The organism is Vibrio artabrorum, from assembly GCF_024347295.1.
Taxonomy (GTDB): Bacteria; Pseudomonadota; Gammaproteobacteria; order Enterobacterales; family Vibrionaceae; genus Vibrio; species Vibrio artabrorum.
Genome location: NZ_AP025458.1, coordinates 2,409,233 through 2,422,481, shown reverse-complemented (window position 1 = coordinate 2,422,481; position 13,249 = coordinate 2,409,233). Strand labels below are relative to the sequence as shown.

General features: G+C 44.3%; 12 protein-coding genes and 2 tRNA genes. 11 read left to right on the top strand and 3 right to left on the bottom strand.

The features are described from left to right. Positions 1–110 precede the first annotated feature (110 nt). Together tyrS and OCU36_RS10820 are read left to right on the top strand one after the other, a co-directional pair. On the top strand, positions 111–1,298 hold the full coding sequence (gene tyrS, locus OCU36_RS10825; protein ID WP_017059402.1) for a tyrosine--tRNA ligase: 1,188 nt from the start codon (positions 111–113) through the stop codon (positions 1,296–1,298). A gap of 394 nt (positions 1,299–1,692) precedes the next feature. After that, positions 1,693–2,538, top strand: coding sequence for a magnesium transporter (locus tag OCU36_RS10820; protein WP_261838018.1), 846 nt, complete (start codon positions 1,693–1,695; stop codon positions 2,536–2,538). An 82-nt stretch (positions 2,539–2,620) separates the two neighbouring features. On the opposite strand, the gene dacB is transcribed toward OCU36_RS10820, so the two are convergent. Together dacB and OCU36_RS10810 are read right to left on the bottom strand one after the other, a co-directional pair. Beyond that, positions 2,621–4,054, bottom strand: coding sequence for a serine-type D-Ala-D-Ala carboxypeptidase (gene dacB / locus OCU36_RS10815; protein ID WP_261838017.1), 1,434 nt, complete (start codon positions 4,052–4,054; stop codon positions 2,621–2,623). A 112-nt stretch (positions 4,055–4,166) separates the two neighbouring features. After that, a complete protein-coding gene (locus OCU36_RS10810; protein ID WP_261838016.1) occupies positions 4,167–5,198 on the bottom strand; it encodes a porin in 1,032 nt (343 codons plus the stop codon). 513 nt (positions 5,199–5,711) lie between these two features. Here OCU36_RS10810 and greA point away from each other — a divergent pair. Continuing rightward, on the top strand, positions 5,712–6,185 hold the full coding sequence (gene greA, locus OCU36_RS10805) for a transcription elongation factor GreA (protein ID WP_261838015.1): 474 nt from the start codon (positions 5,712–5,714) through the stop codon (positions 6,183–6,185). Positions 6,186–6,295: 110 nt separating this feature from the next. Here greA and yhbY read toward each other — a convergent pair whose 3' ends face one another. Continuing rightward, positions 6,296–6,592, bottom strand: a complete 297-nt coding sequence (gene yhbY / locus OCU36_RS10800; protein ID WP_004734509.1) for a ribosome assembly RNA-binding protein YhbY — start codon at positions 6,590–6,592, stop codon at positions 6,296–6,298. A 114-nt stretch (positions 6,593–6,706) separates the two neighbouring features. On the opposite strand from yhbY, the gene rlmE reads away from it, so the two are divergent. From rlmE to rimP, 8 genes are all read left to right on the top strand, one after another. Beyond that, positions 6,707–7,336, top strand: coding sequence for a 23S rRNA (uridine(2552)-2'-O)-methyltransferase RlmE (gene rlmE, locus OCU36_RS10795; RefSeq protein ID WP_017106934.1), 630 nt, complete (start codon positions 6,707–6,709; stop codon positions 7,334–7,336). A 107-nt stretch (positions 7,337–7,443) separates the two neighbouring features. Next, on the top strand, positions 7,444–9,411 hold the full coding sequence (gene ftsH, locus OCU36_RS10790) for an ATP-dependent zinc metalloprotease FtsH (protein ID WP_261838014.1): 1,968 nt from the start codon (positions 7,444–7,446) through the stop codon (positions 9,409–9,411). 89 nt (positions 9,412–9,500) lie between these two features. Continuing rightward, the gene (gene folP / locus OCU36_RS10785) at positions 9,501–10,340 is read left to right on the top strand and encodes a dihydropteroate synthase (RefSeq protein WP_261838013.1); all 840 of its coding nucleotides are present in this window, start codon (positions 9,501–9,503) and stop codon (positions 10,338–10,340) included. A gap of 11 nt (positions 10,341–10,351) precedes the next feature. After that, the gene (gene glmM / locus OCU36_RS10780; protein WP_261838012.1) at positions 10,352–11,692 is read left to right on the top strand and encodes a phosphoglucosamine mutase; all 1,341 of its coding nucleotides are present in this window, start codon (positions 10,352–10,354) and stop codon (positions 11,690–11,692) included. 277 nt (positions 11,693–11,969) lie between these two features. Continuing rightward, the gene (secG, locus tag OCU36_RS10775; protein WP_261838011.1) at positions 11,970–12,302 is read left to right on the top strand and encodes a preprotein translocase subunit SecG; all 333 of its coding nucleotides are present in this window, start codon (positions 11,970–11,972) and stop codon (positions 12,300–12,302) included. A 16-nt stretch (positions 12,303–12,318) separates the two neighbouring features. Next, positions 12,319–12,403: transfer RNA gene (locus OCU36_RS10770), tRNA-Leu, on the top strand. A 53-nt stretch (positions 12,404–12,456) separates the two neighbouring features. Next, positions 12,457–12,533 (top strand) — tRNA-Met (locus OCU36_RS10765). A 234-nt stretch (positions 12,534–12,767) separates the two neighbouring features. After that, entirely contained in the window at positions 12,768–13,223 is a 456-nt protein-coding gene (gene rimP, locus OCU36_RS10760) for a ribosome maturation factor RimP (RefSeq protein ID WP_261838010.1), read from the top strand. Positions 13,224–13,249: the final 26 nt, after the last annotated feature.

Below are 13,249 nucleotides of genomic sequence, written 5' to 3'. Positions count from 1 at the left end.
ATATTATGAAAATCGGCGACGGAACAGTGTAACTGGTTTCAAAATACATCGCTATTCAAGTAAGATGTCTAATTATTATATTTTTGCCAAATCTGTGGGAGTGAACAAGAATGGCGAGTATTGAAGCAGCACTAGCCGAGATCAAACGTGGCGTGGAAGAACTGATTCCAGAAGACGAACTGATTGCGAAACTAAAAGAAGGTCGTCCTTTACGCATTAAGCTGGGTGCCGATCCAACCGCTCCAGATATCCACCTAGGCCATACGGTTATCTTTAACAAGCTTCGTGCTTTCCAAGAGCTTGGTCATGAGGTGACATTCCTTATCGGTGATTTCACGGCAATGGTCGGTGATCCATCTGGTAAAAACTCAACACGTCCACCGCTAAGCCGTGAAGACGTATTGAAGAATGCTGAAACTTACAAAGAGCAAGTATTCAAGATTTTAGATCCTGCGAAAACGCAAATTCGTTTCAACTCTGAATGGCTATCTGAGCTTGGTGCTGAAGGCATGATTCGTCTTGCTTCTAACCAAACGGTTGCTCGTATGCTTGAGCGTGATGATTTCAAAAAGCGTTACGCTGGCGGTCAACCGATCGCAATCCACGAATTCATGTACCCACTTTTACAAGGTCACGACTCTGTTGCACTAGAGAGCGACGTTGAGCTTGGCGGCACTGACCAGAAGTTTAACCTGCTAATGGGTCGTGAATTGCAAAAAGCGGCCGGTCAAAAACCACAAGCGGTACTGATGATGCCACTACTTGTTGGGCTAGACGGCGTTAAGAAGATGTCTAAGTCTGCGCACAACTACATCGGTATCAGCGAAGCACCAAGCGAGATGTTTGGTAAGATCATGTCTATCTCTGACGATCTGATGTGGAGCTACTACGAGCTACTGTCTTTCCGTCCTCTTGAAGAAGTAGCGGAACTGAAAGCTGGCGTTGATGCAGGCAAAAACCCGCGTGACGTTAAAGTACTGCTAGCGAAAGAGATCATCGCTCGTTTCCACAGTGAAGCGGATGCTGAAGCGGCTGAGCAAGAGTTCGTTAACCGTTTTGCTAAGAATCAAGTTCCTGATGAAATGCCTGAATTTGAATTCGAAGCAGGCTTACCGATTGCCAACGTGCTAAAAGAAGCGGGTCTTGTAAACTCGACTTCTGATGCGATGCGTATGATCAAGCAAGGCGCGGCTAAGCTTGAAGGCGAAAAGATTGAAGACAGCAAATTTGTACCTGAAGCGGGTACGGCGGTTTACCAAGTTGGTAAGCGTAAGTTTGCTCGTATTACTATCAAGTAATATTGAATCATCAATCAGTTATCGAAAGGCATCTACGGATGCCTTTTTATTGCCTCTAACATTATTAACCGAAAGTTGACGAAGTTTTTAAACGTCTATTGCTACACTATGCGCGCTGTCAAATTGACAGTAATTCTGGAGATTTTTATGAACAATACCGACCATCCTCCTAGTTTGAATGGAGAAGAATAACCTGTCTCGGTATTGATCTATTGTCCTGCCGCTCAGGTAGGGTATCTTTGTTTTCCCCTCTTTCTTTTCCACACACTAGATTCTAACAAGTAGACACATCAGTGCGTAAAGCTCTTGGTGCGCCTAGTTATGTGCACTTGATGTACTAGCGATAGGCTATTTGTTTTGATGGTCGTTACCTTTGCCAATCGGGAGATTCGCCATGACGGTAATGAACAACACTTTTTTATCTATTGAAGCTCAGTACTCAGAGCAAGACATTCAAGCGGTATCGAATGCTTTTCAACAGTACGGACGCGAACAACAAATTAACCTTTTGAACCGAATGCCGCTCGAAGATGCGGTGTTAGTATTGGGGCAATGCTCTTTGAGTACAATTCAGACTTTACTTAGTGAGCTAGAAGAGCAGGGCTTTGAGAAGCGATCTCGACATCTCGCTCACCAACTCGGGCTGATCTACTCAGAGGTAGAGCCTCAGCAGGGCTATCTTTCTACTGGCGTCATGAGTCACGTCAGGCAGCGTATCGGTTGGATTATTGCGTTAGCACTATTAGGAATCGTCTCTGGGCTTATTATTGCTCAGTATGAAGACATTCTCAGTCAGTTGGTTCTTTTGGCAATCTACATGCCTGTGATTGCTGCTGCTGGTGGTAATACGGGAACACAAGCCGCAACTTTGGTGATCCGGGCTTTAGCTACCGGTGAGTTGCAGAAGCGCCAATGGGCCAACGTTCTGTGGAAAGAATTGAGAGTTGCTATCTGCTTAGCGCTTGCTATCGCTTTGGTGATAATAGGCCGGATCTTACTGTTCAGTGATAGCCCATCAACGGGAGGGCATGACATCAACATGATTGCCTTAGCGATAGCGGTAGCGCTGTTTATTCAGGTGACCTTATCAACCGTACTTGGCGGTGGATTGCCGATAGTCGCTAGGCTATTCAAGCTTGATCCTGCTGTGTTAGTGAGCCCTGTGCTGGCTTCGATAGTCGATATCTCAGGAATGTGGATCTACTTCACTGTAGTGAACGCATTCTTAGGCATCGTTTAACCACTTCTAAAAATAGCGCTAAAGATTGAAGGTCTTCAGCGCCATTTTTGTTATTAATGTAGAAGCTTACACAGAGCTAGCATTACTTAGATTTGTTTTGTGTTTGACTGAACTCGACCACATCTTTGTAGAAAGCACGCTCAAACTGGGTGATCGGTGCTTCTACTGGTTTGTCTGGATCTTGTTCTTCTGGGAAATAATCGCGAACAAACTGCACAAATAGAGAACTTGGATTGCCCGCTTTATCTAAACCAAAACCGGCCATATTATGGCTGCCGTACAAAGACCCACTCTTCGCAATAATATTGCCTTGGATCGGCGCCTTTCGCATGCTTTGTCGATATTTGAGGGTGCCACTCACTCCAGAGATTGGCATTGCCTTAATTAAATTGAGTCGTTGATCGTTAGCCCAGATGTAACGCAGCACTTGAGCCATGGTTTGTGATCTTATTCGGTTATTTCTAGACAGCCCAGAACCGTCGACCAACTGCGCCTGACTTAGATCTATATTGGTCTTGGTTTGTAATATCTGCTTTATCGCTTCGGTTCCGTTATTGAAACTTCCAGGCTGAACATAAAACGTCGCACCCAGTGTTTTAGTTAGGTTATCAGCGATCAGGTTATCTGATTTCTTGAGCATGATATCGAGCAGTTCGGGTAGTTTTTCTGAGTTGTGACTGGCGACTAACGAGGTCTTATCCGATTTGTCTTTTTTACCAAGGATCACATCGCCTTTTACTTCTATTCTCAGTTCTTGAAGAAGCGATGTGACGACTTGATAGGTGTAAAGCTCTGGGTTTTGAATTGCAAACTTAAGGGGGAGCGGCTTGTTGCGCTCCACTAAGCAACCAGAGAGCGTGTATGTGTTATCTGGTGTGGTGATGAGCTCTAAGTCGCATTGTGTGGCCTTCTGCCCTGAGCGAGTGACCGTGGCGGCCGTGGTGGTCACGTCTATCGGATAGTGAGCGGGAATATAAATCCGGGTGCTGCCGTTATCTTTTGTGTAAATAGAGGCTTGTGCGCAGTTGCTGTCTAAGGTCATCGCACTCGAAGGTGCGCTGTAACAAACACCGAGAATATCCCAAGGCCACCCCACTGCGCGTTGATAGCCAGTAAAAGCTGAGTTATCAAGATACAGGTTACCTTTGATCGATTTAGATTGTGATTGAGCATATTGAGCTAGAAGGCTTTTCAGATGTTCTCGCTGTAGTGTTGGGTCACCACTGAACGAAATGACGGCGTCTTTACCTGAACGAGCAATGCTGGTTGTGTAGTGAAAGTCATCCCCCAACTCTAATTTGGCTGCCAAAGCGGTGACGAGCTTTAATGTGCTGGCGGGGGGATAAAAACCATCACTGTTAAAATTCATTTTATTGGAATCCCCATTCAGGGATTCCAAAATTACACTTGTGCTACTGCCATTAGGTAATTTATCTAGCGGGGCGTAAGCGAACGCGTTGAATGAGAAAATGCTAATGGAAAAACTACAGAGAAACAGTGTGGATAGAAGGCGCATAGAAGATTATCTTGGATGGCGGATGTTTTCAGTATACAGATATAAAAAACGCCCGCTAGAGAGCGGACGTTTTGATTTTCAATTAACGCATTCAACAATGAGATAGTCTGAATTAGAAGTCGTAACGTAGACCTACAGCCACTTCGTCTTCAGCACCTTTCTTGCCTACTGTGCTTGTACCTAGAGTATCATTTGCGTCCAGCAGGTTGAAGTTGTAAGAAACATAGCCACGGAAGTTAGGCTTGAAGTAGTAGGTCGTATCGATGGCGATGTTATCTGCAGATGTGTCGCTACCCGTTTCTGCGTTATTGTACGTAGTGGTGAATACCGTTTGGCCTAGTGTGTAAGCGGCGGCTAATTCATAACCCGTGTAGTCTTGAACTCCTGAGAACTTACTACCAATGCTTGAAGCGGTTGTAGAGTCATATTGCCCATCAAAGTCTTTTTCACCATCAGTGAATACACCAGCGAAGTATAGGTCACCCATTGTGTAAGAACCAGAAAGCATGTATTCATTGTTCTTATCTTGGTCTGCGTAACCTGCACCTAGCTTAACGCCCGTTTCGCCAATCGCGTAGATACCAGAAAGTGAGTAGCCGTCTTGAGAGTTATCTGTGTAACCAGATCCATTTAGCTTTGAATCTTCACGGTCTGCGAAACGGTAGCTCGCTTTAACGCTTAGATCTTGGAATTGACCTTTGTATGAAAGCATGTTGTCGGTACGGTCAGCGACAGCAATTTTGTCTGCAGCTGAGTTACCGTGGTAAGCCATGATATCAGTGAAGTCTGTGATCACGCCTAGCGCACCGTCGTTTTTACCGTAAGTTACTTCACCGAATGTACCGCCTAGACCAGCGTAAGTGTAACGGTTATCTAGGTCAGAGCCGTCAGCATTGTCAGCAGTAGTGAATTCCCCTTCGTAGAAACCGACACCGTATAGGCCATCTTGGATTTCAACTTGACCTAAGAAGTTAAGGCGGACACGAGAGTTGTCTTGTGCTTTACCATCTTTCATCGATAGACGAGCTTCAGCGCGGCCGCCCATGTCTAGAGTCGTACCGTCTTGGTTGTACAGTTCTGAGGCGTTAGCTCCAGTAGCAAGAGCAGCGGCAGAAACTGCCAAAGCGATCATCGTTTTGTTCATGTTATTGATTCCTAATTACTGTCCATAAAGGTATTTATTAAGGATTTGCACCCTTTTTGTGGATTGATTATATGGGTGGGGATTCATAAGTATACTTAGAGTAAAATCATGAAACTTACCAGTGCAATCCATGAGATACTTTTTACCCCAAAGTTCCACAGGTCGTTAGTAAAATGATATCAATAAAATATCGAACAATGTTTTATTGTTGGTTTTTTGTTATAAGTTACTGTTGTTAAGTGTATTTTTTGGATTTAGGTCTGTATTGGTTTGTTTTTGTTTTTGTTTTTTTTAGGTGTTAAATCGTGAGTTCATAGGTCAGAATATTATTATTCGTTTTTGTTAGGCGTATAATTTAGACTTAGATAAAGCTTTTAGAATGCAAAGTGGAATAAAGATGATTTAGCCATCAAGTTTGTTTACACTAAGTCAAATCGTTTTGTTTCTATCACCCAATGAATGCGTTGGGTGTATTTATGTTGGCCAAAGAAAGCTTTGGCATAGAGGTAAAAAATGGAAAAGGTTCCAATGACAGTACGCGGTGCTCAGCAGCTGCGTGACGAATTAGATCGCTTACTTAAGCTTCGCCCTGTTATCTCAGCAGCTATTGGTGAAGCTCGTGAACTTGGTGACTTGAAAGAGAATGCAGAATATCACGCTGCTCGTGAGGAGCAGGGGATCTGTGAAGCTCAAATTCGAGATATCGAATATAAGTTATCACTCGCTCAAATCATCGATGTCACTCAGATGGATAATACGGGTAAGATTATCTTTGGCACGACTGTTACTTTGGTTGATGTCGATACGGACGAAGAGTTCCGTTACCAAATCGTTTCTGAAGATGAAGCCGATATTAAAACTGGGCGAATTTCTGTGAAATCACCGATTGCGCGCGGTCTAATCGGTAAGATGGAAGGTGATGAAGTTCATATCTCTACTCCAGGTGGTGATAAAGACTTTGAAATCGACAAAGTAGAATATATCTAATTGAATTAACTTTGTTTCTGATAAGTAAAAAGGTCGCTTAATGCGACCTTTTTCGTTTCTCAAGCTACACTGAAAGATAAACGCTAAGGTTTTCTTTATGTGAATTCAGCTTACTTGCGTGGAATCTCGATTTTACGAGCTTCTGACTGACGGAACAGTACTAGAACTTTACCGATAGTTTGTACTTTCTCTGCTTTAGATTCACGTACAATGGCATCGATAATCAGTTGTTTAGTCTCACGGTCTTCTGATGCAACTTTAATTTTGATCAGTTCGTGGTGGTCTAGAGCTAATTCGATTTCCGCTAGAACAGCTTCAGTAAGTCCATTTGCGCCCATTAGCACGACAGGTTTTAAACTGTGAGCTAGGCCCTTTAGATGCTGCTTTTGTTTGGTACTTAGGTTCATTACGCGGCCAATTTTCTTTAGTATTAGGGTTGAAAAAAGCTATTTTAACGCCATCTAATGCTGAAGACTATAATTTATTCAGCAATTAGTACTTTCCTCCAATTTAGGTATCCAATGAGTAAACAGAAACACTCGGCCAGTTCAGGTCGTTGGTTGAAGGAGCACTTCGACGACAAGTACGCAAATGAGGCGAGAAAGAAAGGCTATCGTTCGCGGGCTTATTTCAAAATGGAAGAGATTCAAGCAAAAGATAAATTGTTGTCTCCTGCGATGACCGTTGTGGATTTAGGGGCAGCACCTGGCGGTTGGTCTCAATATGCTGCTAAGATTATTGGTGATAGTGGACAAATCATTGCGTGTGACTTGTTGCCGATGGACCCTATCGCTGGTGTGAGCTTTTTACAAGGTGATTTCCGCGAAGAAGCCGTATTGGAAGCCTTACTGGATCGTATTCAACCTAATATGGTCGATGTGGTGATGTCAGATATGGCCCCTAACATTGCGGGAAATAACTCAGTAGACCAACCAAGAGCTATGTACTTGGTTGAATTAGCTTTGGATATGTGTCGACAAGTTCTAGCTACCAATGGTAGTTTTGTCGTTAAAGTATTCCAAGGCGAAGGGTTTGACCAATACGTCAAAGATGTCCGTGAGATGTTTAAAACGGTTAAGGTCAGGAAACCCGACTCTTCTAGGGCTCGATCTCGAGAAGTGTTTATCGTAGCCACTGGTTACAAAGGTTAACGATTCTCTTCAAAGAGTGAGAGTTAACAATATGGCTACAGGTTACAAACTGTAGTACCCTACCTTTAATTACAATTAGTTATCGAGAGGCTGACACCTTGAGTGACATGGCAAAAAATTTAATTCTGTGGCTTGTTATCGCTGTAGTGTTGATGTCGGTATTCCAGAGTTTCGGCCCTGGGGAAAGTAACGGCAGAGCAGTAGATTACACCACGTTTGTACAGGAAGTTGGCCAAGGCCAGATTCAAGACGCACAGTTCAATAACAGCGAAATCACTTTCACACGTAGTGGCGGTGGTGGTAAGTTTGTGACTTACATGCCTGTTTATGACCAAAAGCTACTTGATGACTTGATTAATCAAAACGTAAAAGTTCAGGGGACACCACCGGAAGAGCAGAGCTTACTTGGCACTATCTTCATCTCTTGGTTCCCTATGATCTTACTGATTGGTGTATGGATTTTCTTCATGCGTCAAATGCAAGGCGGTGGCGGCGGTAAAGGCGCAATGTCGTTTGGTAAGAGCAAAGCTCGCATGATGAGCGAAGAACAAATCAAAACGATGTTTGCGGACGTTGCCGGTTGTGACGAAGCAAAAGAAGACGTTAAAGAATTGGTTGATTACCTTCGTGACCCAAGTCGATTCCAAAAACTAGGTGGTAAGATCCCGACAGGTATCCTGTTGGTTGGTCCTCCTGGTACGGGTAAGACATTGCTTGCAAAAGCGATTGCTGGTGAAGCGAAAGTACCGTTCTTTACTATCTCGGGTTCTGACTTCGTAGAAATGTTTGTTGGTGTTGGTGCATCTCGTGTGCGTGACATGTTCGAACAAGCGAAGAAAGCCGCGCCGTGTATCATCTTTATCGATGAAATCGATGCGGTAGGTCGTCAACGTGGTGCTGGTGTTGGTGGTGGTCACGACGAACGTGAACAAACACTGAACCAAATGCTCGTTGAGATGGATGGTTTCGAAGGTAACGAAGGTATTATCGTTATCGCTGCGACCAACCGTCCAGATGTACTCGATCCAGCACTACTTCGTCCTGGTCGTTTTGACCGTCAAGTTGTGGTTGGTCTACCGGATGTACGTGGTCGTGAACAAATTCTTAAAGTGCACATGCGTAAAGTGCCACTATCAGGTGATGTTGAACCGTCTCTGATCGCTCGTGGTACACCTGGTTTCTCTGGTGCAGATCTGGCGAACCTTGTGAACGAAGCGGCTCTATTTGCAGCTCGTGGTAACAAGCGCAATGTCTCTATGGTTGAGTTTGAACTTGCTAAAGACAAAATCATGATGGGTGCTGAGCGCCGTTCCATGGTGATGTCTGAGGAAGTAAAAGAGTCAACGGCTTACCACGAAGCAGGTCACGCAATTGTTGGTCGTTTGGTGCCTGAACACGATCCAGTGTACAAAGTATCAATCATTCCACGTGGTCGTGCGCTTGGTGTAACCATGTACTTGCCAGAACAAGATCGTGTGAGCATGTCTCGCCAACACCTAGAGTCTATGATTTCTAGTTTGTACGGTGGTCGTCTTGCTGAAGAACTTATCTACGGTAAGGAGAAAGTGTCGACGGGTGCGTCTAACGATATCGAACGTGCAACGGATATTGCTCGTAAGATGGTGACGCAATGGGGCTTCTCTGAAAAACTTGGTCCTCTTCTCTATGCTGAAGAAGAAGGTGAAGTTTTCCTAGGTCGTGGTATGAGTCAAGCGAAGCATGTTTCGGATGACACGACTAAGCTGATCGATGAAGAAATTCGAATTCTAATTGATCGCAACTACGACCGTGCACGCAAGATTCTTGAAGAGAACATGGATATCATGCACTCGATGAAAGATGCGTTGATGAAGTTTGAAACGATTGATGCAGGTCAGATTGATGACTTGATGGAGCGTAAAGACGACATTCGTGAACCAGCTGGTTGGGGTGATCAGGCAAAAGCTGAACCTGCAAAGGAAGAGGCAAAACCTGAAGTTAAGGCAGAAGACGCCAAAGCGGAACCAAAAGCTGAAGAGTCGAAAGTTGAAGACGTTAAATCTGACTCAGATGACGTTGAAAATAAAGATTCTTAATCGTTAAGTTATCAATAAAAACCCTGAGCACGCTCAGGGTTTTTCTGTTTATAGCCCAAGGTGTTTTTACTTTTTGATAGGTGTTTTCCATGATATTAAAAGCAAACAATAAAACGCTCGTTTTAGACCGCCCACATGTAATGGGTATACTTAATGTCACGCCAGATTCTTTTTCAGATGGCGGTAAATTTAATTCGTTAGACAAGGCGTTACAGCAAGCGGAACGAATGATTCAAGCTGGTGTCAGCATCATTGATATTGGTGGTGAATCGACTCGTCCGGGAGCGCCTGAGGTCTCTTTAGAAGAAGAACTCGCTCGTGTTATCCCAGCGATTCAAGCCATTCGCGCTAAGTTTGATGTTTGGATCTCTATTGATACCAGCAAAGCGGAAGTAATGCGTCAAGCCGTTGAGGCTGGTGCTGATTTGATCAATGACGTGCGTGCTTTACAAGAACCTGGAGCCTTAGAGGCAGCCGCTAACGCGAATGTCCCAATTTGCTTGATGCACATGAAAGGTCAACCTAGAACCATGCAAGCGAATCCCAGCTATGATGACGTGTTAACTGATGTGGAAGACTTTTTGAGAGAAAGAGTGGACGCGTGTGAGGCTATAGGCATATCAAAAGAGCAACTTATCCTAGACCCCGGTTTTGGTTTTGGTAAAACGATCGAACATAATTATCATCTATTAGCACATCTTGATAAACTTCACGCATTAGGGTTGCCAATCTTAGCGGGAATGTCGAGAAAATCGATGATCTTTAAGTTGTTAGACAAGGCTCCTGTGGATTGCATGGTAGCCAGTGTTACTTGTGCCACGATTGCCGCTATGAAAGGTGCTCAAATTATTCGTGTTCACGACGTTGACGAAACGTTGGAAGCGATGAAGATAATTGAAGTGATGAATAACAATCACTCATGTAATTAAGGAAAATAAAAATGTCTGATAAAAGACGTTACTTCGGCACAGATGGTGTGCGTGGCAAGGTTGGTCAGTACCCAATTACACCGGATTTTGTCCTCAAGCTTGGTTGGGCTGCAGGGCGTGTTCTCGCGAAGCAGGGCACCAAGAAAGTGATCATTGGTAAGGACACTCGTATCTCTGGTTATATGTTGGAATCAGCTTTAGAGGCGGGTCTTGCTGCTGCGGGGCTGCAAGCTACGTTTACTGGCCCAATGCCGACACCTGCTGTCGCCTACCTGACACAAACGTTCCGCGCTGAGGCTGGGATTGTTATCTCTGCTTCACATAATCCTTACTATGATAACGGTATCAAGTTCTTCTCTTCTGAGGGGACGAAGTTGCCAGACGATATCGAGTTAGCAATCGAAGCAGAACTGGATAAAGATATCGAATGTGTTGATTCATTCGAGCTCGGTAAAGCGGTACGTTTAAACGATGCCGCGGGTCGTTACATTGAATTCTGTAAAAGTACATTCCCAAATCAGATGACGCTGGCAGGAATGAAGATTGTTGTCGATTGTGCTCATGGTGCGACTTACCATATTGCCCCGTCTGTATTTAAAGAGTTGGGCGCTGAGGTTATTGCGATTGGTGTTGAGCCAAACGGTACTAATATCAACCACGAAGTTGGTGCGACGGATGTGCGTGCCCTGCAAGCAAAAGTGGTTGAAGAGAAAGCGGCCTTAGGCCTTGGCTTTGATGGTGACGGCGACCGTATCATCATGGTTGACGAGCTGGGCAACAAAGTGGATGGCGACCAAATCGCGTACATCATTGCACGTGATGCATTGCGCCGCGGTGAGTTGAAAGGCGGCGTTGTTGGTACGCTCATGACCAACCTTGGTATGGAAAACGGCCTTAAGCAGTTAGGCATTCCGTTTGTACGTGCTGCTGTTGGTGACCGTTACGTAATGGAACAGCTTCTTGCTAAAGGCTGGAAGATCGGTGCAGAGAACTCTGGCCACGTTATTCTATTGGATAAAGTGACCACGGGGGATGCTATCGTTGCTGCACTTCAAGTCTTAGCTTCTGTTGTTGATAGCGAAATGACCCTAAACGAGTTGTCTCAGGGCATGACGTTATACCCGCAAGTTTTGGAAAATGTACGTTTCAGCGGTGATTCAAACCCATTAGAAGCCGAAGCGGTGAAAGCAGCGGTTGTTGAAGTGGAAGCGGAACTGGGTGATAAAGGCCGTGTACTATTGCGTAAATCAGGCACTGAGCCACTGCTACGTGTCATGGTTGAAGGCGAAGATGCAGAGCTTGTTCAAATGTCTGCACTTAAGATCGCTGATGCGGTAAAAGCAAACTGCTAATTAAACCTCTTATTGAGTCGGAGCGACAATAGCTCCTATGATTAAAATTGATTGAGTGGTATGAAGGTCAAAAGGGACATTAATGAGTTTTACGTCGCTTTTGACTTTTTTTTGACCACTCGCTTGGTAAAGGCTTATTTTTTAGCAAATTCCCCTTGTCAGGCAACCTCTCATTCGCTAGTATTGCTCGGCCTTCAGTTAGGAGGTCGCTAGCCTTGTTCTTGAAAATGATTTTTTGAACGGCGCTGGCTCAACAATTAGGAACATAGGTGGAAAAATGTTTACAGTTCTACTTGTGATTTACCTGTTGGCAGCGCTTGGTGTAATTGGCCTAGTGTTGATTCAACAAGGTAAAGGCGCAGATATGGGAGCCTCATTCGGTGCTGGCGCTTCAAACACTGTGTTTGGTGCTAGTGGCTCAGGAAATTTTCTTACCCGAATGACTGCAGTTTTTGCAACTACATTTTTTATCCTTAGCTTGGTGCTTGGTAATATGTCTACACATAAGACTGAGTCACAATGGATTAACCCGACACAAGGTCAGGTTATTCAGAAAGCTGATGATGCAGTGAGTGAAGTTCCATCGCAAGGCGATGAAATTCCACAATAATCTGTAAAGGTTATTTGCCGAGGTGGTGAAATTGGTAGACACGCTAGCATGAGGTGCTAGTGCTTTAGGGTGTGAGGGTTCGAGTCCCTCTCTCGGCACCATGTTTACAAACTTGTAAAACATCTTGTTGAGCGTATAATGCTCACAAGTCGGACGCGGGATGGAGCAGTTTGGTAGCTCGTCGGGCTCATAACCCGAAGGTCGTCGGTTCAAATCCGGCTCCCGCAACCAATTTTGACGCTATAATGTAGCGTGTTTTGGTTGCAAGTTTGCACAGTGTGAACCTCACTGTGAGTTGAGTGTGATATCGAATGTGATGGCACTTGACATATAAGGGTCCAGCAACAAAAACCCCGGCTTATACGGGGTTTTTTGTTATCTAGGCATTTGTAAATGCGTTTAGATAATGTTTGCTTGGAATTTAAATTGGGCTTTGAGCCCTTTTTTTGTTTCTGGAGTGGTTAAATGACTGGTTTAGAAAGACAACTTACTGAAATGCTTGACGCTCCAGTAGCTGCATCAGGTTATGAGTTAGTTGGATTAGAATTTATTCGTGCTGGTGAGCACTCAACGCTACGTATTTACATCGATTCGCCTAACGGTATTAATGTAGATGATTGCGCTGAAGTTAGTCACCAAGTAAGTGCCGTAATGGACGTTGAAGATCCAATTTCAGTGGCTTATAACCTTGAAGTGTCTTCTCCAGGTTTAGAGAGACCACTGTTCAAAGCAGAGCATTACCAACAATTTATTGGTCACGAGGTAAGCATCGTTTTGAAAATGGCTGTCGGCAACCGTCGTAAATGGAAAGGTGATATCCAATCTATTGAAGGCGAGACAGTAACAGTATTGGTTGAAGGACAAGAAGAAGAATTTGTCTTGAGCAATATTGCGAAAGCTAACCTGATCCCTAAATTTTAGTTCTCCTAGAGAGAAGAGCTTAAGAG